We start from the raw sequence: 23,469 nt of genomic DNA, 5'->3' as shown, positions 1-23,469 counted from the left end.
CCTAGCTCAAATGCTCCATACGGCGGAAATGCCGTCAGAATCCTGAGGTGACGTTATGCCCAATCCCTTGCTGTTCCAGCCTTACCAGCTTGGCGAGATCACGCTTGCCAACCGGGTCGTCATGGCCCCCCTGACCCGCAACCGCGCGGCCGGGGGGCTGGTTCCCAGCCCCTACGCGGCGGAATATTATGCGCAGCGCGCCTCGGCCGGGCTGATTATTGCCGAGGCCACGCAGGTTTCCGCACAGGCGCAGGGCTATCAGGACACGCCCGGCATCTATACCGACGATCAGGTCGCGGGCTGGCGCAAGGTGACCGATGCGGTCCATGCGAAGGGTGGCAGGATCTTCCTGCAGATCTGGCATACCGGGCGGATTTCGAATGTGGCCGTGCAACCCGATGGACTGGCCCCGGTCGCGCCCTCGGCCATCCGCGCCGTGGCCAAGACCTTCGTGGGGGGCGCCTTCGTCGATGTGTCCGAGCCGCGGGCGCTGGAACTGGACGAGATCCCCGGCATCATCGCCGATTTCCGTCACGCCGCCGCCAATGCGATCCGTGCCGGGTTCGACGGGGTCGAGGTGCATGGCGCCAACGGCTATCTGCTGGAACAATTCGGCAAGGACGGCGCCAACCAGCGTCAGGATGCCTATGGCGGCACGATCGAGAACCGCGCCCGACTGCTGCTGGAGGTCACCGCCGCCGTGGCCGAGAAAATCGGCGCGGGCCGCACCGGGGTGCGCATCTCGCCGGTCTCGCCTGCCAATGGCATTACCGACAGCGATCCGCAGGCGCTCTATGACCATATCGTCGCCGGGCTGGACCGCATCGGGCCGGTCTATCTGCATGTGATCGAAGGTGCGACGGGCGGTCCGCGCGATGTCGCGCCCTTCGATTTCGGCAGGCTGCGCAGGCTGTTCGCCGGCACCTATATCGCCAATAACGGCTATGATGGCGTAACGGCCGAGCAGGCCGTTGAAAGCGGCGCGGCCGATCTGATCGCCTTCGGCCATGACTTTGTCGCCAACCCCGATCTGGTCGAACGGTTGCAGGCCGGGGTTCCTTTCGCGCAGCTGAACCGCGAAACGCTGTATGGTGGCGGCGCCGAGGGCTATACCGACTATCCGGTGTATGACCGGGCCTGATCGCGGGCGGAAACATGCAGGATTAGGGCCGTCCATCCGGGGGCGGCCCTTTTTCATCCGGGGTGGTCCGCGCCATCCGGGGGGGCTGCAGGGATGCGGGTCGGCGGCGATCGGTCGCATGCGGACGCGATTTCGGGCCGGGGCAGTTGCAACCGGCGGCGAATGGGGGAATTGATGGCTTAAAGTATTAAGGGGATGGATAGATGACTCCGATTGAACCGGTTCACGGCACCGGCACCTTGCTGACCATTGCCGCGCTGGCGGTGGTGCTGCTGCTGGTGCTGATCATGCGCTTCCGGCTGCACGCTTTCGTCTCGCTGGTGCTGGTCAGCCTGCTGACCGCGCTGGCGGCGGGAATTCCTTTCGCCGATGTCGTCCCCGAGATGATGAAGGGCTTCGGTAACACGCTGGCCTCTGTCGCGCTGCTGGTGGGCTTCGGGGCGATGATCGGCCGCATGCTGGAAGTCACCGGCGGGGCGCAGGTGCTGGCCGACCGGCTGATCAACAAGTTCGGCGCCAATCGCGCGCCGCTGGCGCTGGGTGTGGCCTCGTTGCTGTTCGGCTTTCCGATCTTCTTCGATGCCGGTCTGGTGGTCATGTTGCCGATCATCTTCAGCGTGGCGATGCGGTTCGGCGGCTCGGTGCTGCTTTATGCGCTGCCCTCGGCGGGGGCATTTGCGGTCATGCATGCCTTCGTGCCGCCCCATCCGGGGCCGGTGGCGGCAGGCGATCTGCTGGGGGCCGATATCGGCCTGCTGCTGATCGTCGGGCTGATCCTGGCGATCCCGACATGGTTCTTCGGCAGCTATCTGTTCGGGCTTTGGACCGGCAAGCGCATCTATGTTCCGGTGCCGGAAATGCTGGGCGCGGAAACCGATGCCAGCGGCAATATCGTGCGCAACACCGCCGCCCCGCCCGAGTTCGGGCGCGTCATGACGGTGCTGCTGCTGCCGCTCGGGCTGATTTTCCTCAATACCGGGCTGAACACGCTGGCGACGATGGGCAGCATCAATGGCGATGCGACCTGGGTGGCCTTTCTGCGCCTGATCGGGCAGACGCCGGTGGCGCTGCTGATTACGGTGCTGGTGGCCATGGCGCTGCTGGGCCGCGGTCGCAGCAAGGCCGAGCTGGAAAAGATCATGGATCGCGCGCTGGCGCCGATCTGCACCGTCATTCTGGTGACCGGCGCGGGCGGCATGTTCGGCGGCATCCTGCGGGCCAGCGGGATCGGGACCGCCCTGGCGGGCAGCCTGGAAAATATCGGCATGCCGCTGATCGTGGCCGCCTTCGTGATTGCGACCGCCCTGCGGGTGGCGCAGGGCTCGGCCACGGTGGCGCTGACCACCACCGCCGGGCTGATCGCGCCGACCGTGGCCGCCACCACCGGCCTCAGCCAGCTGGACCTGTGTTTCCTGGTGATCGCAATTGCCAGCGGCTCGACCGTGCTCAGCCATTTCAACGACTCGGGCTTCTGGCTTGTGGGGAGGTTCCTGAATATGGATGAAAAGACCACACTGAAAACCTGGACAGTGATGGAGACCCTGCTGGGCACCATCGGCTTTGCGCTGGCGGCCCTCGGCTGGTGGCTGCTATGAGCGGCGCGCTGCAGCAGATCGTGGTGATGGGCGTGTCAGGCGCCGGTAAATCGACCACCGGCGAGGCCCTGGCCCGCCGGCTGGGCTGGCCCTTCATCGAGGGGGACGCTTTTCACCCCCCCGCCAATGTCGAAAAGATGCATAACGGCATCCCGCTGACCGATGCCGACCGCGACCCCTGGCTGCACGCCCTGGCGGCCGAACTGGCGCGGTTTCAGGGGCAGGGCGAAAGCGCGGTCATGGGGTGCTCGTCGCTGAAACGGTCTTATCGCGACATTTTGCGTACGGGCGCGCCGCGGGTGCGTTTTGTGCATGTCCATGGCACCCGCGCCCTGCTGACCGAACGTCTGGCCAACCGCTCGGGCCATTTCTTCGCGCCGTCCCTGTTGGATTCGCAACTGGACACGCTGGAGATGCTGCAGCCGGACGAAGACGGGGTCGTCGTCGACATGGCGCTCTCGGTCGAGGATCAGGTCGATCTGGCGATGCGGCTGCTGCGGCTGGATTAGCGCCTCGGCGGACAGCGCCCGAACCCCCGCACCGCCCGCAAGGACGTGGCGCGGTGCGGCCATTTTTGCGCATGTCAGCCGCGCCAGCGCGCGGTATGTGGCCAATCAGCCGGCAGCAGGGGCAGAATGCAGGTGCCCCGGTCGAGGCGACGGCCGCGCCCCGAGGCGGGTGCTGAGGCCCGCGTCAGCCCTGGCCACCAAACAGGGCAATCGTGCCGGGCCCGGCCGCCGCGAGGGCAAAGAAACCGCCACTCATGGTCAGATGCGCCAGCATCTGGTTGATGTCGCTCTTGTGCGCCACCACGGCGGTGACGATGCACCACAGGCCCAACAGGGTGCTGAACAACACCAGCGGCCAACCGAGGAGCACGCCGATCCCGCCGGCCAGCTCGCAGAAGCCTACCAGATAGGCCAGGCCCTTGGCGTCGGGCAGGCCCATGGCGGCCAGCACGGGGACCAGTTTCGCTTCGCCCCCGCGCAGCTTCATGCTGCCCCAGACGATGAATGCGCCCCCCATGAGCAGACGGGCGAGCAGTACGGCAATATCAGACATTGAACATCCCTTTCAGCGCGTATGATGTTTGATACCACGGTTTGATGGTATGACACTCTCTTTGGAAAAGAAGGATGCCTGCCTGGGCCGGAGGCCGGATTGCATCGTTGGGCAGTTTCGCAGCCCACGGAGGTTGAGGCCAGGATATGTCAATGAAAAAAAAGAAAAAATACCATCTTTACCCGCCTTCCAGTTGCGCATCAGAACCGTAAAGTAACGGCAGATTCGCGGCAAATTTCCCTCGTGCACCCTGGATGAAAGCAAGCAGTTTAAATGACGATTATAGCTAGTGGTAATGGCTTCAGGATTGACAGCAGTGTCGGCTATTCGGTGGCTGAGGGCACCGTCGCTTCAGGGTCGCAGGGCAACGGTCGGACGATCACGTTTACCTTTGAACAGGCGCCTGTCCAGATCAGGTCCATCTTTGTGAAGATCGTCCCGATTTCCGGTCAAACCACAGATTTCTGGGACATGTCCTGGTCAAACAACGTCTCTGGAGAGCCTGCCGATCAGTTTGCCCTGTCGAGCTTTGTCAGCGTGGAGCCCAACGGGCAATTCTCCGTGAACCTCAATGCGGACAACCTGCCGGAAGGTGACGAGGCTTTCGAGTTGCGCATCTATGAAAGCAATATGGATGCCGCATGGGGAAGCCCGCCGCTCCTGTCTGGCCGCTTTGTCATACTGAATGATGACATTGTCGGAACCGCCGGGTCGGATCGTCTTTTGGGGCGCAGCCACGCAGAGTCGCTGAATGGAGGTGCGGGGATGGATTATCTTGATGGTGCCGGCGGCAACGACACATTGGTTGGCGGGGCCGGCGCTGACACGCTGATCGGTGGTACCGGCGACGATGTCTATTATGTGGATACTTCGGGCGACCATGTCGTTGAGGCCGCGAATGGCGGCATGGATCGTGTGCAATCCTCGGCAACTTTCGCCCTGAGTGCAAATGTCGAGAACCTGACACTGACCGGCACTGCCCATATCAACGGGACTGGCAATGGCTCTGCCAATACCCTCACCGGGAATGGCGGTAACAATACGCTAAACGGGCTTGCCGGCAATGACAGCATCTACGGCGGCGCCGGCAATGATGCGATCGACGGCGGGGCCGGCTACGACCGGATGATGGGCGGGGCGGGGAATGACGTCTACCGGGTCGACGCGGCCGGGGACCTGATCATCGAATACGCCAACCAAGGCACGGATCTGGTTCAGAGCATGGTCAGGCATACCTTGGCAGGCAATGTCGAAAATCTCACCTTGCTCGGCACTGGGAATCTGGCTGGCACCGGAAATACGCTCGGCAATATCTTGACCGGCAATTCGGGCAACAATGCCCTGAACGGGCTTGCCGGAAATGACAGCATCATTGGCGGGACTGGCAGTGATGTGCTGAACGGCGAGAGCGGCCTTGACCGGCTCATCGGTGGCGCCGGAGCTGACCGCCTGACCGGTGGTGCTGGGGCCGATACCTTCGTCTTTCTCACACTCGCGGATTCGACTGTTGGCCGCGGCGGACGTGATACGATCACTGACTTCAGTTCGGCACAGCGGGATCTGATCGATCTTCGAGCGATCGATGCTGATGCGGGCGTCGCCGGAAACCAGACCTTCACTCTTATCGGCAGCGCAGCCTTTGGCGGACATGCGCGGGAACTTGCTGTAAGGGCTGTCACCGGCGGCACGTTGATCTCTGGGGACGTGAACGGGGACAAGCTTCCGGACTTTACGCTGTTTCTGGATGATCAGCTGAGACTAGGCCTCGATAGTTTCCTTCTCTGACAACGCTGACGGGCAGCGTCGGCTTGCCGGCTTCCATCCGCCCGGCATTGACCTCGGCGAACCGACTATCGACGTCCTGGATGATCTGCTCCTGGCTGGGCTCGTTCCGGTCCAGGTAGCCGGACACGCACTCCGCCAGCAGGCTTTCTGCTTCCGCCATCAATCTGCGAGAGGATTGGCTGAGCCGGCGTTTGCGTAGAAAGACGATAGGGGTTCTGCCAGCGGCTTCATACATGCGCACCCATTCCAGCAATGTGCGCGCGCAGGGAAATCGCCTGGTGATATAGTCCTGACCGGCACGCGGGGTACGACCGACATCCTGCCCGCTATGCTCGGCGGCATTCACATATTGTTCAAGCTCCTCCCGTATTTCTTCAACTGTGCTTTCGCTCCGCGTGGTGTCGCCGCGAGCCTCGGCTTCAAGAAAGACCTTTGCACAAGTCGTCTGCCAGAGAATGCGGCTGCGCTGTTCGGGCGGTAGCGTCTGCAGATAGGCATAGTCGCAGCGCAACCGGCGAAACGCCAATTGATCTGAGAAATGACCACGTTTGAGACGCGTATCTGGCGCGGCAAGCAGCCGGATGAATTCTTCGCCTGTGAAGGACAGGCGAACGGTATCGTCATCCAGTCTGGCCCATGTCGAGCCTGTCTTGTCTGATCGGATCAACCTATGGGGTGAGCCAGCGATTTCGAGGCAATCTACCTCGGAAACGCGAAAATGCCCGGTCATGGTGCGACCTCCGAAATAATGCGGGTTGAGGGAAGAATGTCGCCGGCATCCAGCACATGCAGGAGGCCGGCGTAGATGGCCTTGAACGCGGCGCGGAAAGCCCGACCACCAAGGCCTGATGCTTGGACCAGTTCCGCAATCGTCGTGGGTCCGCTGATATCCTGCACCAGTGACGCGACTACCTCGTCGGCATCCGGGTCGGGCGTCCGCCGAAAGTCATGCAGCTTCTGGGCATTCCGCGCGGCTGAAGGCGTGTAGGACCGTTCGGTCACCAGCACGATGCCACGGGCATAGCCGAGAGGCGTTGCCGCACGGATCAGTTGCAGCGTTTCCCGAAAGCCTTGCCGTGCAGCAATTGCCTCCGGCTTGACCGCAATGGCAATACGCCGACCGTCGATCAGCGTGATCAGGAAGTCAAAGGTGTGATTTCGTTGGCGGCCCATCGCGTCGCGATAGGACACGGGCGGTGGCTGATCCCAGACATCAACGACGTCCGACCGCGCCATAAGCAGGTACAGCACATCCTGTTCGCGCTTGCTTTCGAAATAGCGCAGGCGGGGCCGGGATCCGGAGGATGTGCCTCCACCTGTGACATGACCGCGGCTGCTCGCCTTGGAGCGTGCGGGTGGTTTTCGCGTTGCCCTGCTCGGCAGAGGGCGCATGAAAGATGGGTCAAATGGATAGCTCATGGTTGCTTGGCCTGGCGAATGGCCATACTCAGCCATTCGCCCAAGGGCGCTCCTCCTCAATGAGAACAAAAAAGGGACATGAACGCTGCAATAGGCAGCGCTCTTGCTTGACTTTTCGAAGCTGGCGAGGGAATGTTAGCTGTCGACGAGCAATCGATTGGCGGCCTCGCGAGCGTCAGCTTTCGGGGTCGTTTCTTTACTTAGAATCGCATTTTTGCCTCCTCATGTCCTGTCATTTATATCGGTCGGGCCACAGTTCCGCTGGACTTCTGTCCAATCGGCTCGCAATCGCCAGCTCGATTTCCTGAGAGCGCCGTCTCCCTTGGCTGACCATGGTCACCAAGCTGGGCGGGCAGCGTAGTTCGGCGGCAATGTCGACAAGCTTGATGCCCGCTGCGCGAAGATCGCGCTTTATGGCATCATGATTGGCTATGTCGACCTGCATTCGCCTCTCCCACATCTAGTGCCTAACACAACAATTTGTGGTGAAAAATTAACAGATGCGAATCATTCGAATCAAGAAAAACATAGCGCAAACAATGGGCAAGGTCGTACGGTAGGACGACATAGGTTCAGTTACGTACAGTGAGAGATTGTTTTACCTGTATTTTTATCAGGAGCGCTCATCGCTACCGGGATAACGGGTGTTTTCCTCCAGGAAGGCGAACCAGTCACGCATGGTCACCCACCTCATCTTTCGGGAAATCACAACGTGCTTCAAGCGACCTTCGCGAATAAGACGGCGAACGATGTTCACGCTCACGCCAACCCGTTCGGCGAGATCGGATGGACTCATGGGACGGTCTAGATCATCTTCTGACATGGCGCTGACCCTGAATATTCGTATTATATGTAATGTTGGCAATATTTTTGCCATGATTCGCAACATATGAATAGTTCGGTAAGATCATGAGGCTAGGCTTGAAGTTTCTGTCGCGCAGTCCGCCTGTCCAGTTGGCTGACATTGGAGCGCGGCTTGAGATCTGCCGGCATGAGTTGGGCCTGACGCAGACTGAGTTCGCCAAAGTGCTCGGCGTATCGCAAAGTTCATACTATGCCTATGAACAGGGGGGCCGGGCGGTTCCTATTCAGGCGCTGGCCGCGCTTGCCCTGCAATACGGCGTCAGTCTGGATTGGTTGGTCTTGGGGATCGGCCCGGAGGCGCGCCGCGATGATGTACGCGCCTCTGAGCGTTTTCGCGAGGAGTTGGATTCTTACCTGAACACCCGGAGCATTCGGATGAGCCACGCACGCCGGACCGCTATCGTTGATCGCTGGCACCAGGCCTATGCGGCCGGTCGAAATCCGGAGCTCGACGACCTTGCTGTCCTGATTGATCTGTTGGGAGATGGGGCATGAAGAGCACTAAATATCGCGATGCTGACCGAGAGGCGGCACAATTCGGCCACAAGAGAGCAAAGCTGGCGAGATGGTGGCGCCCCCTAAGCGGTACGTTTGCCGCTGGCGGTGTTATGGTTAGCTGGCTGTTGGCCGGCGAAAGTTTGCGGCTGATCAGGCTGGAGAATTTTTTCCCATGGGGAACAATGCTGATCGTTTCGATGCTTTGTTTCGTCGTTCCCCTTGCACCATTGCTCATCATGATCTCGCTTGACGTTTACTGGGATCGGAAGATGCGAAGGGCGTTTCAGCGACGCCACCATGCTGCGACAGGCGAATAGCGGGGAAGCGCGAATGGGTATGTTCTGAACTGAACGCCCGGAAATGCATTTTTCCGATACGGTGACCAGTAACTCTTTACAGAACATGCATTTTGTAAAGAGTTGGCGCCAGATGACCGGGCCAAACTCCTCTTTTCCTTGGCCTCCACTGAGCGGTGAAACCCGTGCCCACACGGCGAAATGTAAAGAATGATGTCGAACCGGCTGCCGATGCGCATGAACGCGCGCGGGACTATCTGGGCCTGGCGCAGATTGAGCGGCCTCTTGCCGCCGCCAGAGCGGGCCGGCATCGCATCCGCGATCACCTGCTGATCCTGATGATGTTCCGGCACGGGTTGCGGGTCTCGGAAGCCATTGCCCTGCGCCGGGATCATGTCGATCTAGCGCAATCCCGGCTCTGGGTGCCGCGGCTGAAGCACGGACTCAGTGTCGAACATCCCATCGAAGGTGACGAACTGCGTGCGATCCGTCGTTGGTTCGGGCTACGCGATGACAGGTTGCCATGGCTCTTCGTGTCGGAGCGACAGCAACAGCTGAGCCGGCAGGCCGTCAATTATCTCCTCTCAGCCGCGGGCGATCGTGCCGGTCTTGGCGATGTTCATCCGCACATGTTACGTCATTCCTGTGGTTTTGCCCTCGCCAATCGCGGTTATGATCTGCGACTGATCCAAGACTATCTCGGCCATCGCGACCCCCGCCATACCGCGCATTACACCCGAACCGCCGCCAGCCGATTTGATGGGCTATGGTAAAGTCACGCTGACGATAATCCTGCAGTTTGGGCGGAGTCCGGACGTTCGCTGCGTCCTGGATGAGTGGCCGCTATGTGCAGATACCTGACGGTCCTCGCGCCACCCAGATCAGGCTAAATGGCGCTGGCGGCTGATCGACCAGCTTCATCGCCTTTGGCAGAAGATAGCCGCGCCCAAATGTCCTTGATGGCACCCAATGACTACTACAGTATGACAGCATTCCTTTCGGAGACCGACAGTGGCAGTACCTTTGGACGCGCTTGCTAAGCAGCTTAACCCTGAAAAAACTATTCTACTCTTCGGAGCAGGGGCTTCAATACCGTCTGGCGCCCCAAGTGTTTCTGATATAATCTCCGATCTTTCAACTGCGCTGGGCGTCTCCGCCGAAGGCTACAACTTCGCGGAGTTTTGCAGCCTCTTTGAGCTTCAAAGAAGCCGGCGTGATATGGTTGGAATCGTCAGAAACAGGCTAAAGAACTTAAGACCAACGGGTGGGCTCCTGAACCTTCCAGACAACCCGTGGCGCTCAATTTTCACAACCAACTATGATGACCTAATCGAAAAATGCTACCTAAAGAAGAGCAAAAGCATCAAGGTGTTCTCTTCAAACTTTGACTTTGACGGCAACACGTCGCCGGATGCCATTCCAATCTTCAAACTTCACGGCACAGTGGGGTTCGACGTAGTGGACGGGCACAATTCACGAATGGTCCTGACAACAGAAGACAATGATCTGGTCGAAGAGTACCGCGAAAAACTGTATGATCGATTAAAGGGAGATCTGACAGACTCCGACTTGGTCATAATAGGTCACTCACTCTCCGACCCCGATATTCGAGCGATCACTCAGAGAGTGCTGAAGATCAAGAAAGATTCACACTCGTCGCAGAACATTTTTCTCCTAATATATACGCGTGACGAAAACAGGGCGCTATTGTTCGAGAATCAGGGCCTAAGGATCGCCTTCGGAGGCGCAGATGATTTTTTTCTCGAGATGGCGAAGAACGCGCCGGCTGAAGTAGAGGTATATAATGATGGCGATCTGCTCTCTCGATACGCTTCCCTGACGCCCACCACATTTGACATCTCCAATGAGGCAAACAAGCCATCGGCGCATTTTGATGCCATGTATGCGGGCTCGCCATCTCAATATCCTGAGATTCGGGCTGGTTTGACCTTTGACAGAACCTCTAGGCACACCCAGAAACAAAGCCTTCTAAACGGCTCACGGTTTCTTACGATTCTTGGAGCAAGCGGCGTTGGGAAGACGACACTTGCGCGACAGATTGCTTTATCGCTTGTGGATGAAGGCTTCATGGGCTGGGAACACCACCCAAATCGCCCATTTCTTTCCGAAAAATGGAGAGCCTTGGCGGGCGACTTAAGGGAGCAAGGAAAAAACGGCGTTCTCCTTCTGGATGACGCACATTCCTACCTGCCCGAAGTGAACAACCTCGTCAATCTACTCGTGGCTGACGGAAATGAATGCCTCAGATTGATCCTTACATCCTCCAACAACCATTGGAAGCCTCGCGTAAAGTCGTCCAATTTGACGAAGTTTGGAAATATCGAGAGGCTGTCAAAGCTAGATCAATCGGAAATCGCCAGCCTTTTAAATCTTGTGCAAAGCAAACCAAAAATCACACAACTCGTTGATAAAAGTTTCCGTGGATTCACCTATCAAGAAAAGAAGCGGCGACTCACCGAACGCTGCAATGGAGATTTCTTCGTTTGCATGAAGAATATATTCGCGAATGATCGTTTCGATTTAATCGTACTTAAGGAGTTTTCGAGCATACCGCAGGACTTTCAGAATATTTACAAATACATCTGCGCACTAGAGAGCTTAGGAGTTGTTGTGCATCGCCAACTCGTAATCCGGCTCCTTAAAATTCAAGCGCAAGATCTTGGAATGATCTTAGACAACCTCGACGGTTTGGTTGAAGAATTTTTCATCGACAAAAGGAACGGTATATTTGGCTGGAGAGGGCGGCATCCGGTTATCTCAAATATCATCGCCGACTACAAGTTTGCTGATCCGGATGACATTTTTGATTTACTTCGACGCACCATTCAAACATTGTCCCCTTCATACGATGTTGAGATAGCGACTATGCGGCAACTCTGCTCGACCGATTCGGGAATTCGGAGAATCACCGATTTTGGCGATCAAAATGAGCTCCTCAGGATGATGATCTCGATGGCCCCCAGTGAGCGCGTTCCTCGTCATCGCCTCATCGCGAATCTTATCCGGCAGGGCTCTTTCAGTGATGCTGAGACGGAAATTCGCGTTTTCGAAAACGATCTACGCCCCGATGGTCCGGTGCGAAGATATAGGGTTCGCCTTGTGTTGGAGCGAGCGATTTCTGTGGCAGGCCTGATGCCAGAGGACAGAGCGAAACTCTTGAACGATGCACATGATTCTGCCGTTGCCCTCTTGGAACGAAACCCAAACCTGCCGCACAATTTGCGGCTCTTTGCCGATGTGTGTTTGGAGATATATAAGGCGACAGGCGACTATGACTATGTCGATGCCGTTAGGTCCGCGATGAAGCGGGCGGAGAGAGATACATCCGACCCCGAAGTTACTCAGGCGTTGGTGTCGTTTGAGCATCGGCTTACGCGAGCAAGTGACATCACTGGAGATCTGGCAACGACCGACCTTGACGATGCGGATGAGCTCGTGGACACTGAGTAAATTTGCGGACCAGCCGATATATTTGGTTACCCGCGGCCTCCTGCTACGGCAAGCAACTACGTGTTCAAAGGGCTGATACAACCTTCCGCCGCGCTTGGCACGAAGGTCGGCTGTGGGCCGAAATTGCCCGACACCATGGGCTGCAGCTATCAAGATGACGATGTCAGTAGCTCTTCTCGGGCGCCTCAAAGACGAGGGAATCTTCTGCCGAATTGAGTCAGCCTCGCTGCCGCAAAGGAAGCATAGTGACAATTGAGGAAGACTTCAGTGGCAATCCACAACACCGGGAAAATGGTCGGAGCGAGAGGATTCGAACCTCCGACCCCCTGCTCCCGAAGCAGGTGCGCTACCAGGCTGCGCTACGCTCCGACCGTGGGGGGCGAGGTAGCGCGAGCCGCGTCGGAATGCAAGGGGGTCTGCCGTAAAAAGCGATCAGTCGCGGGAATGGCCGCGGCCGGGCAGCAGGCGTTGCAGCAGGGTCGATTTCGGGGCGGTGACGGTCTCGCCGCGCATCCGCGCCGCGATGACCGGGCGGTTTGATCCGGCGCCGCGCGACCGCTCGCGCCAGACGATATACAGGCCCGAGGCGATGATGACGCTGGCGCCGATGATCGTCGGGCGGTCCAGAGACTCGCCGAAGATGAACCAGCCATAGATCGTGGCCCAGATCATCTGAGAATATTGCATCGGCGCCACGATCGCGGCCTCGCCCGCGCGATAGGCGAGGATGGACAGGAAACCGCCCAGCAGGCCCAGCACGGCGATCATGCCGGCCATGGCCAGATGCGGCAGCTGCATGGGCGTATAGGCGATGGTCAGGCCCGCACCGGTCAGCACCAGATTGCCCAGCATCGGCCACATCAGCAGCACCAGCGGACGCTCGGACCCGCCCAACTTGCGCGTGACCACGGCGGCGGTGGCGCTGCACAAGGCGCCCATCAACGCAGCCAGATGACCGAAGGACAGCGCCTGGCCGGTGCCGGGGCGCAGCACGATCAGCACCCCGCAGAGGCCAAGCGCGACCGCCAGCCAGCGGTGGATGCCGACCCTTTCGCCCAGGATCGGGATCGACAGCAGGGTAATCAGCAGCGGGGTGGCGAACAGGATCGAATAGACCTGCGCCAGCGGCAGGACGGAAAAGGCATAGAAGGCGCAGACACCCGATCCCATCGCGCAGGCCGAACGCAGCGCGACCCAACCGGGGCGGTTGGGTCGCAGCGTCCCGGGCGTGCGTTCCTGCATCAGGATCAGCGAGACCAGCGGAAAGGACAGCAGGGACGAAAAGAACAGCACCTGCAGAGCCGGGTAATGCGCGCCGAGCAATTTGATGATGGCGTCATGCGTGGCATAGACACCCATCGAGATCAGGGCGAAGCCGATCCCCTTCAGATTGTTCGGCGCGGACACTTAGCCCCTCGCCAGTGCGTCGACGATCAGATCGCCCATTTCGCTGGTCGAAACCGGGGTGCCCCCGTCCGGCCCCATCAGGTCGGCGGTGCGGACGCCATCGGCCAGCACGCGTTCCACCGCCTTTTCCAGATCGTCGGCCGCCTGACCCTCGCCGAAGGAATAGCGCAGCGCCATCGCGAAGCTGAGGATGCAGGCGATCGGGTTGGCGCGGCCCTGGCCGGCAATGTCGGGCGCCGAGCCGTGGACCGGTTCATACAGCGCCTTCGGGCGGCCGTTTTCCATCGGCGCGCCGAGGCTGGCAGAGGGCAGCATCCCCAAGCTGCCGGTCAGCATGGCGGCGGCGTCCGACAGGATGTCGCCGAACAGGTTATCGGTCACGATCACGTCGAACTGGCGTGGGTTGCGCACCAGCTGCATGGCGCCGTTATCGGCATACATATGCGACAGCTCGACATCGGGATACTCGTTGTCATGAACCCACTGCACCTCCTCGCGCCAGAGGATGCCCGATTCCATCACATTGGCCTTTTCCATCGAGCAGACGCGATTGCCGCGCTTGCGCGCCAGTTCGAACGCGGCGCGTGCCACGCGGCGGATCTCGCCCGAGGTGTAGCGCTGGGTGTTCACGCCGACGCGGCCGCCTTCGTTATCGGGATTGTTGTCGTCGGAATGGATGCCGCGCGGCTCGCCGAAATACACGCCCGAGGTCAGTTCGCGCACGATCAGGATGTCGAGGCCCGCGACGATATCGCGCTTGAGCGAGGAGAAATCCGCCAGCGCATCGAAGCATTGCGCCGGGCGCAGGTTGGCGAACAGGTCCATTTCCTTGCGCAGGCGCAGCAGCCCGCGCTCGGGCTTCACGGAAAAGTCGAGATTGTCGTATTTCGGGCCACCGACCGCGCCCAGCAGGACCGCATCCACCTCTTGCGCCTTGGCCATGGTTTCGTCGGCCAGCGGCTTGCCATGCCTATCATAGGCTGCACCGCCGACCAGATCTTCGGAAACGTCGAAGCGCATACCGCGATTTGCCTCGAACCAGCCGATGATCTTGCGGACCTCGGCCATCACCTCGGGGCCGATGCCATCGCCGGGCAGGATCAGCAGGGAATAATCGGACATGGGTTCCTCGTCTTTTTCGGGGTTGAACGTGGGGTAACGCCGGCACCTGATCTGGTCAAGTTCACGGTGAATTGGGTTGCGGAATGCGTGCGGATCGGGCCGAGTCGGCGGTGATGAAGAATGCCGAAAAACGATTCCCGAACCGCCTGTTCGCCGCGCTTCTGATGGCCGTCCCCGTATGGAGTGCGGCCGCGCCCGCGCTGCGCGCCGATGCCAAGCTGGCCGTGCCGCTGCCCGATCTCGCCAGCATTTCGGATCGCGATGCCGAGCGGCTGCTGGCCGCGCTGGCGCAGATCAACGTCGTCACCTCGAACTGCCCAGACTACCGGATCAGCGACGAGGAATGGATGCTGCTGACCGGGACCGGCGACATGCTGGCGGCGCGGCTGGGGATCGACCCCGCCACCTATGACCGCAAATATTACGGCCCCGCCTTTCGGATGATGGAAGATCCCGCCACCTGCGACAGGATCGGGCCGCGCGCGCGCCCGATCATCGATGACCTGATCGCCATGGGCGGCGGGGTGGCGGATGGTGGCGAGGGGTCGGATGACGGCGGGAACGCAGCCGCCGAAGCGACCGCACCTGCGGCGGAGAACTAGGCTCATCCGCCGATCTCCAGATCCACCCAGACCAGCTTGTGGGGCGAGGCCGCCGCCGCGGCCTGCGATCCGGGCTGGCCTTTCGCCGGCCAGAAGACCCCCGATCCGGTGACGGCCAGCCGCCGCGCGGGCAGAACATAGGTCACCCGCAGGTTGCCGGGCTTGCCATCGGGCCAATCGGCTGTATCCAGCGCCGGATCGCCCTTGTGATCCGGGTCCGGCGCGGCTTCTGCGCCGTCGCTGCGGGGCAGCGGGTCGGTCAGGCGCGAGTCGGCCAGCAGGGCGCGGATCGCCTCGTGCCGGCCGTCGCCGTCCTGCGGGTCGAGATTGGCATTGCCGGCCAGCACGAAAGGTGCATCGGGCAGATGTGTCCTCCAGAAGGCGATTTCGTCGTGATTGCGGCGGCCGTTGCGATCCTCGGGGCCGTCGAAGACCGGGGCAGTGGCGGCGAAGGCCAGCAGGTGCAGCGGCGGCTGGGTCAGGATTTCGACATCCCAATGGCCGCCGCTGGACAGGCGCTGCACCGCCGCCGCCTCGGGTGTCAGCGCTTCGCCGATGAGGTGGCCCGGCAGATCGCGCCACAGGGTCGGGCCGTAATCGGTGACCTCTCCCAGTGGGATTCGCGACAGGATCGCCATGCCGTTCTGGCCGGTGAAGCTGCCCCAGCCTTGCGAATCGTCGGCCTCGGCCAGCTTGCCGTCGCCGTCCAGATCAGCGCCGCTGGCCATGCCGCGATTGGGCTGCGGGGACAGCAGATGGGGGTAATCCACGCCAGAGCGGGCCAGAAGCTGGGCGAAGGCGCGCAGGGCGGCGCGGTCATGGTCCCAGTCGAAGCCGGTCAGCAGCAATACGTCGGGGTTGACCTCGGCGATCACCATGGCGGCGGCGAGGATCTGCGGGTCCTTCCCGCGCCGGATGTCGCGCAGCAGCAGTCCCGGCCCCTTGCGGGTCAGTTCGGGATCGAAGCTGGCGATGCGAAGGGTTTCGGCCACCGCGGGACTTGCCAGCGCGGCGGCCGAAAACAGTGTCAGCAGGGCCGGCTTCAGACCCAAGGCGGCATCAGACCCAGGGGCGGGACTGTTGGGCCGCAGCCTCGAAGGCGTCGATGGCGGCGCCGCGTTCCATCGTCTGGCCGATATCGTCCAGCCCGTTCAGCAGATTGTGCTTGCGGGTCGGGTCGATGTCGAAGTGATATTCGGTGCCGTCCGGCGCGGTCACGGTCTGCGCCTCCAAGTCGACGGTCAGGCGGGCATTGGCGCCGTTGCGCGCATCATCCATCAGCGCCTTCACGGCGTCTTCCGGCAGCACGACCGGCAGGATGCCGTTCTTGAAGCAGTTGTTGAAGAAGATGTCCGCAAAGCTGGTCGAAATGACGCAGCGGATGCCGAAATCTAGCAGTGCCCAGGGCGCATGTTCGCGCGACGATCCGCAGCCGAAATTGTCGCCGGCGACGATGATCTCGGCCTTGCGCCAGGCCGGCTGGTTCAGCACGAAATCCTCGATCTCGTTGCCGTCGCGGTCGAAGCGCATCTCGTCGAACAGGTTCTTGCCGAGACCCGTGCGATGGATCGTTTTCAGGAATTGCTTCGGGATGATCATGTCGGTGTCGATATTGACCAGCGGCATGGGGGCCGCGACGGCGGTCAGGGTGGTGAACTTGTCCATTTCAATGTCCTCGGAAGGCTGAGGGCGCGCCGTCAGCCATGATTGTGATGCGAATGAACGAGGGCGTGGCCACGCCCCCGCTTGATGAGCCAGCGATTGACCGGGAAAGCCGCGAGGCCCGCGATGCCGAGCGCCAGCACGAGGGTGATCCAGAAGAGCGGCGAGGACAGATGCGCGTCCATCGCGCCGGGGACTACCAGCATGATCAGGTTGTCGACGATCTCCATGATGGTGATCGAGGCCGTGTCGGCCGCCAGCGCCAGCTTCGCGGCGGCCGCAAAGCCCATACCGGAGGCCAGCAGCGGCCGCATGGTCAGCGCATAGCCGAAGATGAAGGCCAGAACGACCGACAACACGACCGTCGCCAGATTTGACCAGTGCAGCGCGGTCCCGATCACCATGCCCAGCACCTCGCCGATGGCGCAGCCGGTCAGGCAATGGATGGTCGCCGCCCGCGCAAGCGCGTTGAGCGTGGGGCCGTCCTCGCTGCCCGACCGGCGGTGCTGGTGGTGGTGCGGCTCCATGGTGCTCAGGCGGTTTCGGCCATCACCTCGCGCACATCGACCAGATGGCCGGCGATGGCGGCTGCGGCGGCCATGACCGGCGACATCAGATGCGTGCGGCCCTTATAGCCCATGCGCCCCTCGAAATTGCGGTTCGAGGTGGCGGCGCAACGCTCGCCCGGTGCCAGCTGGTCGGGGTTCATGCCCAGACACATCGAGCAGCCCGCAAGACGCCATTCGAAGCCGGCATCGGTGAAGATCTTGTCGAGACCTTCTTCTTCCGCCTGCAGGCGCACCAGACCCGAGCCCGGCACCACCATGCCGCGCACGCCCTCGGCCAGTTTCTGGCCCTTCAGGATACCGGCGGCGGCGCGCAGATCCTCGATCCGGCCATTGGTGCACGACCCGATGAACACCGCGTCGATCCTGATATCGGTCAGCGCCATGCCCGGCGTCAGGCCCATATAATCCAGCGAGCGTTGGGCAGCGGCGACCTTGCCGCCTTCAAAATCCTCGGCGGCAGGGACCTTGCCGGTGATCGGCAGCACATCCTCGGGCGAGGTGCCCCAGGTCACGACCGGGGCGATATCCTCGCCCCTGATGGTGATGATCTTGTCCCAATGCGCGTCGTCATCGGAGTAAAGCGTCTTCCACCAGTTCAGCGCGGCTTCCCAGGCGGCGCCTTTCGGCGCATGTGGGCGGCCCATCACATAGGCGAAGGTCTTTTCATCCGGCGCGATCAGCCCGGCGCGGGCGCCGCCTTCGATGGCCATGTTGCAGACCGTCATGCGGCCCTCCATGGACAGGTCGCGGATCGCCTCGCCGCAATATTCGATGACATAGCCGGTGCCGCCGGCGGTGCCGGTGGCGCCGATCACCGACAGCGTGATGTCCTTCGCGGTCACACCGGGGCGCAGCTTGCCGGTGATCTCGACCTTCATGTTCTTGGATTTCTTCTGGATCAGCGTCTGGGTGGCCAGAACATGTTCCACTTCCGAGGTGCCGATGCCATGCGCCAGCGCGCCGAAGGCGCCATGGGTGGCGGTGTGGCTGTCGCCGCACACGACCGTCATGCCGGGCAGCGTCCAACCCTGTTCGGGGCCGACGATATGCACGATGCCCTGCCGGATATCGTTCATCGGATAGTAGTTCAGCCCGAATTCGCGGGCATTCTTGTCCAGTTCCGCGACCTGAATGCGGCCCTCGGGGTTCTCGATCCCGTTCACCCGGTCGGCGGTGGTCGGCACGTTATGGTCGGGCACGGCGATCGTCTGGTCCGGGCGGCGGACCTTGCGGCCGGCCATGCGCAGGCCCTCGAAGGCCTGGGGGCTGGTGACCTCGTGGACCAGATGGCGGTCGATATACAGGATCGAGGTGCCGTCCTCGGTTGTGTCGACGATATGGGCGTCCCAGATCTTGTCATAGAGCGTGCGGGGCGCGCCCGCGTTGGTGGTGCCGGTCATGGCTGTTCTCTTGTAAAGGAATGGCTTTCGGGGTGATCGGGCAGGAGCCGAGATCACAGGCGGGCAGTCACGGACAGGCTTTCGCCGTAAAAGCGACCCGGCAGGCGGGCGCGGTCGTGAATGTTGAAATAGCGCATCATGACAAGCAATTTAGGCCCCTCGCGCTGCCGAGGCAAGGGATTCGGGAGCTTGCGTCCGGCGGCGGGCAAGGTAACAGGACATTATGCTGATCCTGCTGAACAAGCCTTATGGCGTGCTGCCGCAATTCACCGACCAATCGGCCGATCCGCGCCCGACGCTGGCCGATTACGTCAAGGTGAAGGGCGTCTATCCCGCCGGGCGGCTGGATATGGACAGCGAGGGGCTTCTGCTGCTGACCGACGACGGCCGCTTGCAGGCGCGCATCAGCGATCCGAAGCACAAGATGGAAAAGACCTATCTGGTGCAGGTCGAGGGCGCGCCGGACGCGGCCCAGCTTGCGGCACTGGCGAAGGGGGTCCTGCTGAAGGACGGCCCCGCGCTGCCCGCGCAGGCCGAGCTGATCGCGCCGCCCGATCTGTGGCCGCGCGACCCGCCGGTCAGGGTGCGCAAGACCGTTCCGGATGCGTGGCTGCGCCTGACCATCCGCGAAGGGCGCAACCGCCAGGTCCGCCGCATGACCGCCGCCGTCGGTCTGCCGACGCTGCGGCTGGTGCGCTGGCAGGTCGGCGCCTGGACGCTGGACGGGCTTGCGCCCGGCGAGTGGCGCGCGGCGGATTAACTCTGGTTCAAGATTGGTCGGATGGGGCGGCCATGTCTGGGCTATGTTCTGCCTCAACTGGTGAGGTGTGATATGCTGATTCTCGCGGGCGTTCTGGGCGCCTTGGCGGCCGGTGCCGCGTTGGAAATTTTTGGCAATAGCGACGACGCGGCGGAGGATGCGGGCTTCGGGCAGGAGGGGGAAGACGATCCGAGGATCGAGCCCTCTGGCGGCGATGGTCCGACCGATGACGAAGGGACGGATGAGGATGACCTAGCGCCCGACGAACCTGTTGTGGAAGGCCGCGTGCTGGCCGGGGGGAACGACGACGATCTGGTGACGGGGGGCGCGGGCCGCGACACGCTTTCGGGCGGGGCGGGGACTGACACGCTGGAAGGGCTGGACGGCGATGACTGGCTGCACGGGGATGACGCCAGCGATGACTGGGACGACGCGGCAGCGGACAGCGCCGGTTCGCAGGACATCCCTGCGGCGGACGGCCAAGACAAGTTGCAGGGGGGCGCGGGCGATGACCACCTGTTTGGCGGCGCAGGCGACGACGATCTGGCGGGCGACGTCGGGGATGACTGGCTGCGGGGCGAGAACGGCGATGACGTGCTGGATGGCGGGGACGGCAATGACGATCTGGACGGCGGCCTGGGCCATGACACCCTGACGGGCGGCAAGGGCGCGGATACGCTGCGGGGTGGCGACGGCGACGACCTGCTGGTGGGCACGGCCGGCGACGTGCTCGAGGGGAATGCTGGCGATGATTCCTTCCTCGTCGTCTATGGTGATGAGGATGGCGTGGTGCAGATCACCGACTATGCCGAGGGCGACCGGATCGAGATCGCGGTCCCTCATCCCGACTCCGAGTTGACCATCAGTCACAACCCTGACGGCAGCGCCACCTTGCTGGTCGACGATCAGCCGGTGGCGCGGCTGGCGGGCGGTGCGGGGCTGACGCTGGAGGACATCATTCTGCACCGCCCGGACGACTAGAGGCTTTCATTTGCCGGAAAATCTGCGTATAGGCGCGCGTTCGCCGGCGAAACCCTGCGATGCTTCCTCCATGGGCCGGTTCTGGACGACATCCCGGGCTGCGCCATAACCCACTGTTTCTGAAAGGAGACCCCGATGTCGATTACTGTTGAAGAAAAGAATCGCCTGATGAACGAATTCGCCACCAAAAAAGGCGATACCGGTTCCCCCGAAGTTCAGGTCGCGATTCTGACCTCGCGCATTTCGACCCTGACCGAGCACTTCAAGACCCACAAGAAGGACAACCACAGCCGTCGTGGGCTTCTGAAGCTGGTGGCTCAGCGCCGCAAGCTGCTGGACTACCTGAAGGGCAAGGAAGAGGCCCGTTACCAGGACCTCATCAAGCGTCTGGGCATCCGTCGCTGATCCGCAGCGCCTTCTGGCGCGGCAGGAACGGATCACGCCCGTGGCTTCGGCCGCGGGCGTTTTTCGTTGGGCCCGGCGGCGCGCCTGCCGGGGCGCTCAGCGGTCGTTGAAGCCCTTGCCCGCGAGAATTTTCGGGGCGGCCTTGTCGATCCGCGCCACGCGAGTGGCCGCCTGTTTGGCGCCCCCGAAATGCAGCACCCAGCTGCGGCGGCGACCCGGCGTCAGCGCCTCGAACGCCTCGCGGAAGTCGGGGTCGCCGTCCAGGCGACTGACCAGTTCCTCGGGATATTCCAGATCGTCCTTGGGCAGATCGACCTTCAGCCCCTGTTCCTCGATCCGGCTCGCCTCGGCCAGATAGGCGCGCAGCACCGGCGCGGCGCCCTTGATCTGATCGAGACTGGTGAAATTGATCACCCGAGAGCTGCGCGAATTGTCGCCCGGCGCTTCCAGCAGGTGTTCGGGATCCTGCATCAGCACGCCCTTGAAAAAGCCGATGGCGGCACGGTCCTTGAAGCCCCAGATGATCGCCACATTGCCGCCATGGGCGGTATAGACAGGTGAAGACCATTTGAATGTTTCGGTCAGGCCGGCGTCCAGCAGGATCGCGCGCAGCGCAAGCAATTCGTCGCGCCACGTGGTCTGATGCGAAAAGAAGGCGTCCAACCGGACGCGGTCGTCGGGCAGGGGTTTGGCGGGTTTGGTCATGATTTTCCCTTTCGCGCCAGCGAAGATTGGCAAGACCGGGCGGCGCTGTCTAGCACCCCGAGTGGTTCGTCACGAAACTATCGTTCGACTGTCGCGAAAGCGTCTTTTTCGAAGCGTAGGGCACGGGGCGAGACGAACCCCTCCCAAGAAGTGAGACCGATATGACCAGGACTTTCGCAACCCTCTGCGCCTCGACCGCCATTCTTGCCGCCGGGCTCGGCGGCGCGGCTTTCGCGCAATCCGTCGATGAAGGCGCGCTGCTGGACCGCACCCACAAGGGCGAGATCGCGGTCAATGGGGGCGCGCGCCGCCTGTCGGGCGACATCACCGAGGCCTTCACTGCGGCGATCAAGGGCGGCAAGGCCAAGAACGTGATCCTGCTGATCGGTGACGGCATGGGCGATTCCGAAATCACCATCGCGCGCAACGTGGCGCTTGGTGCGGGCGGGGCCTTCAAGGGGTTGGACGCGCTGCCGGTGACCGGCCAATACACCCATTACGCGCTGATGAAGGACGGCAAGCCCGATTACGTCACCGATTCCGCTGCTTCGGGCACCGCCTGGGCGACGGGGACGAAGACCTATAACGGCGCGATCTCGGTCGACATCAAGGGCGCGCCGCAGACCACGCTGCTGCAAATGGCCAAGAAGGCCGGTCTGGCCACGGGCGATGTCTCGACCTCCGAGATCCAGGACGCCACCCCCGCCGTGCAGGTCGCCCATGTCAGCGGGCGGAAATGCTACGATCCGACCTCGACGGCTGAAAAATGTGCGGAAAACGCGCTGGAAAATGGCGGTCTGGGTTCGATTTCCGAACAGCTGCTGAACACCCGCCCCGATGTGACGCTGGGCGGCGGCCGCAAGTATTTCGACGATGTCGCCCGCGCCGGCGAGTGGAAGGACCAGCCCCTGATCGAGCAGGCCCGTGCCCGCGGCTATCAGGTGGTCGAGACGCTGGAGCAGCTGCAGGCCGTCAATGGCGCCAATGACGAACAGCCGGTTCTGGGCCTGTTCGCGCCGGGCAACATGCCGGTGCGCTGGATGGGTCCGCAAGCGGTGGTGAACGGCATCCAGGAACAGGCCGCTGTCACCTGCCAGCCGAACGCCGAGCGCGGCGCCGAAGTGCCGACGCTGGCGCAGATGACCGAAAAGGCGATCAGCCTGCTGAGCGCGAACGAGAAGGGCTTCTTCCTGCAGGTCGAAGGTGCCTCGATCGACAAGCAGGACCATGCGGCCAATCCCTGCGGTCAGATCGGCGAGACGGTGGATCTGGACGAAGCCGTGCAGGTGGCGCTGAACTTCGCCCGCGAGCAGGGCGATACGCTGGTCATCGTCACCGCCGACCATGCCCATTCCAGCCAGATCGTCTATCCCGACTCGAAAACGCCGGGCTTCAGCCAACTGGTCAACACCGCCGACGATACAGTTATGGCCATCAACTACGGCAATGCCGACGTGGCCGACGATCAGGGTCACACCGGCGCGCAGCTGCGGGTCGCGGCCTACGGTCCGGGGGCGGCGAATGTGACAGGCCTGACCGATCAGACCGACCTGTTCTTCACCATGCGCGACGCGCTGGGGCTGGGGACCGAGACCTCGGCCGCTGTCGAAACCGCACCGGCGACGACCACCGCCGCGGCGCAGTAAGCCGCCGGAGGCAGGCGGGACGCGGCTGCGTCCCGCCATCTCTTTGGAAGCGTCTGAATCGGTCGTTGCAGCCGGGCAG

General features: G+C 62.0%; 25 protein-coding genes and 1 tRNA gene. 13 read left to right on the top strand and 13 right to left on the bottom strand.

From position 1 onward, the window contains the following. Positions 1-55: 55 nt before the first annotated feature. The 3 genes from H1S04_RS07665 (at position 56) to H1S04_RS07655 (ending at position 3,245) form a co-directional block, all read left to right on the top strand. On the top strand, positions 56-1,141 hold the full coding sequence (locus H1S04_RS07665) for an alkene reductase (protein ID WP_181744909.1): 1,086 nt from the start codon (positions 56-58) through the stop codon (positions 1,139-1,141). Between the two features lie 203 nt (positions 1,142-1,344). Continuing rightward, positions 1,345-2,736 (top strand): GntP family permease, encoded by a 1,392-nt coding sequence (locus tag H1S04_RS07660; RefSeq protein WP_181744908.1) that lies wholly within the window; start codon positions 1,345-1,347, stop codon positions 2,734-2,736. Beyond that, complete coding sequence (locus tag H1S04_RS07655; RefSeq protein ID WP_181744907.1) at positions 2,733-3,245, top strand: gluconokinase; 513 nt, start codon at positions 2,733-2,735, stop codon at positions 3,243-3,245. Before H1S04_RS07660 ends, H1S04_RS07655 begins: the two co-directional genes overlap by 4 nt. A 184-nt stretch (positions 3,246-3,429) precedes the next feature. On the opposite strand, the gene H1S04_RS07650 is transcribed toward H1S04_RS07655, so the two are convergent. Next, entirely contained in the window at positions 3,430-3,798 is a 369-nt protein-coding gene (locus H1S04_RS07650) for a DoxX family protein (RefSeq protein WP_181744906.1), read from the bottom strand. Between the two features lie 273 nt (positions 3,799-4,071). Between H1S04_RS07650 and H1S04_RS07645 the strand changes: the two genes are divergently transcribed. After that, complete coding sequence (locus H1S04_RS07645; protein ID WP_181744905.1) at positions 4,072-5,583, top strand: calcium-binding protein; 1,512 nt, start codon at positions 4,072-4,074, stop codon at positions 5,581-5,583. Here H1S04_RS07645 and H1S04_RS07640 read toward each other — a convergent pair. The 4 genes from H1S04_RS07640 to H1S04_RS07625 form a co-directional block, all read right to left on the bottom strand. Next, positions 5,528-6,313, bottom strand: a complete 786-nt coding sequence (locus H1S04_RS07640; protein WP_181744904.1) for a hypothetical protein — start codon at positions 6,311-6,313, stop codon at positions 5,528-5,530. The two genes, H1S04_RS07645 and H1S04_RS07640, sit on opposite strands and share 56 nt — an antisense overlap. Continuing rightward, on the bottom strand, positions 6,310-7,002 hold the full coding sequence (locus H1S04_RS07635; protein WP_181744903.1) for a TnsA endonuclease N-terminal domain-containing protein: 693 nt from the start codon (positions 7,000-7,002) through the stop codon (positions 6,310-6,312). Before H1S04_RS07635 ends, H1S04_RS07640 begins: the two co-directional genes overlap by 4 nt. A 232-nt stretch (positions 7,003-7,234) precedes the next feature. Further along, positions 7,235-7,447, bottom strand: a complete 213-nt coding sequence (locus H1S04_RS18900) for a helix-turn-helix domain-containing protein (RefSeq protein ID WP_181744902.1) — start codon at positions 7,445-7,447, stop codon at positions 7,235-7,237. A gap of 168 nt (positions 7,448-7,615) precedes the next feature. Beyond that, positions 7,616-7,891 carry a helix-turn-helix domain-containing protein gene (locus tag H1S04_RS07625; protein WP_220185105.1) on the bottom strand — a complete coding sequence of 92 codons (276 nt, stop codon included), beginning with the start codon at positions 7,889-7,891 and terminating at the stop codon, positions 7,616-7,618. A gap of 32 nt (positions 7,892-7,923) precedes the next feature. Between H1S04_RS07625 and H1S04_RS07620 the strand changes: the two genes are divergently transcribed. The 4 genes from H1S04_RS07620 (at position 7,924) to H1S04_RS07605 (ending at position 12,131) form a co-directional block, all read left to right on the top strand. After that, complete coding sequence (locus H1S04_RS07620; protein WP_220185104.1) at positions 7,924-8,361, top strand: helix-turn-helix domain-containing protein; 438 nt, start codon at positions 7,924-7,926, stop codon at positions 8,359-8,361. Continuing rightward, positions 8,358-8,681: a hypothetical protein gene (locus H1S04_RS07615; RefSeq protein ID WP_181744899.1), complete on the top strand. Its 324-nt coding sequence runs from the start codon at positions 8,358-8,360 to the stop codon at positions 8,679-8,681. Before H1S04_RS07620 ends, H1S04_RS07615 begins: the two co-directional genes overlap by 4 nt. A 155-nt stretch (positions 8,682-8,836) precedes the next feature. Further along, positions 8,837-9,433 (top strand): tyrosine-type recombinase/integrase, encoded by a 597-nt coding sequence (locus H1S04_RS07610; protein WP_220185103.1) that lies wholly within the window; start codon positions 8,837-8,839, stop codon positions 9,431-9,433. Positions 9,434-9,671: 238 nt separating this feature from the next. Beyond that, complete coding sequence (locus tag H1S04_RS07605; RefSeq protein ID WP_181744898.1) at positions 9,672-12,131, top strand: SIR2 family protein; 2,460 nt, start codon at positions 9,672-9,674, stop codon at positions 12,129-12,131. A gap of 292 nt (positions 12,132-12,423) precedes the next feature. Here the strand turns inward: H1S04_RS07605 and H1S04_RS07600 are convergent. The 3 genes from H1S04_RS07600 to leuB all read right to left on the bottom strand — a co-directional run bounded on the left by H1S04_RS07600 (position 12,424) and on the right by leuB (position 14,660). Beyond that, positions 12,424-12,500 (bottom strand) — tRNA-Pro (locus H1S04_RS07600). 63 nt (positions 12,501-12,563) lie between these two features. After that, positions 12,564-13,538 (bottom strand): DMT family transporter, encoded by a 975-nt coding sequence (locus H1S04_RS07595; protein WP_298946874.1) that lies wholly within the window; start codon positions 13,536-13,538, stop codon positions 12,564-12,566. Then, positions 13,539-14,660, bottom strand: coding sequence for a 3-isopropylmalate dehydrogenase (gene leuB / locus H1S04_RS07590; RefSeq protein ID WP_181744897.1), 1,122 nt, complete (start codon positions 14,658-14,660; stop codon positions 13,539-13,541). It lies immediately after the preceding gene. Between the two features lie 164 nt (positions 14,661-14,824). On the opposite strand from leuB, the gene H1S04_RS07585 reads away from it, so the two are divergent. Next, entirely contained in the window at positions 14,825-15,262 is a 438-nt protein-coding gene (locus H1S04_RS07585; protein ID WP_181744896.1) for a hypothetical protein, read from the top strand. A gap of 2 nt (positions 15,263-15,264) precedes the next feature. Here H1S04_RS07585 and H1S04_RS07580 read toward each other — a convergent pair whose 3' ends face one another. The 4 genes from H1S04_RS07580 to leuC are packed head-to-tail and all read right to left on the bottom strand — an operon-like array spanning position 15,265 to position 18,893. Further along, on the bottom strand, positions 15,265-16,314 hold the full coding sequence (locus H1S04_RS07580) for an endonuclease/exonuclease/phosphatase family protein (protein ID WP_366521908.1): 1,050 nt from the start codon (positions 16,312-16,314) through the stop codon (positions 15,265-15,267). A 7-nt stretch (positions 16,315-16,321) separates the two neighbouring features. After that, entirely contained in the window at positions 16,322-16,927 is a 606-nt protein-coding gene (gene leuD, locus H1S04_RS07575) for a 3-isopropylmalate dehydratase small subunit (RefSeq protein WP_181744895.1), read from the bottom strand. A gap of 32 nt (positions 16,928-16,959) precedes the next feature. Continuing rightward, the gene (locus tag H1S04_RS07570) at positions 16,960-17,451 is read right to left on the bottom strand and encodes a DUF4396 domain-containing protein (RefSeq protein ID WP_181744894.1); all 492 of its coding nucleotides are present in this window, start codon (positions 17,449-17,451) and stop codon (positions 16,960-16,962) included. A 5-nt stretch (positions 17,452-17,456) separates the two neighbouring features. Continuing rightward, positions 17,457-18,893: a 3-isopropylmalate dehydratase large subunit gene (leuC, locus tag H1S04_RS07565; protein WP_181744893.1), complete on the bottom strand. Its 1,437-nt coding sequence runs from the start codon at positions 18,891-18,893 to the stop codon at positions 17,457-17,459. A gap of 223 nt (positions 18,894-19,116) precedes the next feature. On the opposite strand from leuC, the gene H1S04_RS07560 reads away from it, so the two are divergent. The 3 genes from H1S04_RS07560 (at position 19,117) to rpsO (ending at position 21,039) form a co-directional block, all read left to right on the top strand. Then, positions 19,117-19,653: a pseudouridine synthase gene (locus H1S04_RS07560; protein WP_181744892.1), complete on the top strand. Its 537-nt coding sequence runs from the start codon at positions 19,117-19,119 to the stop codon at positions 19,651-19,653. A gap of 72 nt (positions 19,654-19,725) precedes the next feature. Beyond that, positions 19,726-20,634 carry a calcium-binding protein gene (locus H1S04_RS18880; RefSeq protein WP_181744891.1) on the top strand — a complete coding sequence of 303 codons (909 nt, stop codon included), beginning with the start codon at positions 19,726-19,728 and terminating at the stop codon, positions 20,632-20,634. A gap of 135 nt (positions 20,635-20,769) precedes the next feature. Next, positions 20,770-21,039 (top strand): 30S ribosomal protein S15, encoded by a 270-nt coding sequence (rpsO, locus tag H1S04_RS07550; RefSeq protein WP_181744890.1) that lies wholly within the window; start codon positions 20,770-20,772, stop codon positions 21,037-21,039. 96 nt (positions 21,040-21,135) lie between these two features. Here the strand turns inward: rpsO and H1S04_RS07545 are convergent, their stop codons facing one another. Further along, positions 21,136-21,744 carry a YdeI family protein gene (locus H1S04_RS07545; RefSeq protein WP_181744889.1) on the bottom strand — a complete coding sequence of 203 codons (609 nt, stop codon included), beginning with the start codon at positions 21,742-21,744 and terminating at the stop codon, positions 21,136-21,138. Between the two features lie 161 nt (positions 21,745-21,905). On the opposite strand from H1S04_RS07545, the gene phoA reads away from it, so the two are divergent. Then, positions 21,906-23,390, top strand: coding sequence for an alkaline phosphatase (gene phoA, locus H1S04_RS07540; RefSeq protein ID WP_181744888.1), 1,485 nt, complete (start codon positions 21,906-21,908; stop codon positions 23,388-23,390). Positions 23,391-23,469: the final 79 nt, after the last annotated feature.

The sequence above is a fragment of the Paracoccus sp. S1E-3 genome (genome assembly GCF_013868135.1).
Taxonomy (GTDB): domain Bacteria; phylum Pseudomonadota; class Alphaproteobacteria; order Rhodobacterales; family Rhodobacteraceae; genus Paracoccus.
The sequence above is the reverse complement of the archived record's forward strand: the minus strand, read 5'-3'. Positions and strand labels throughout refer to the sequence as shown.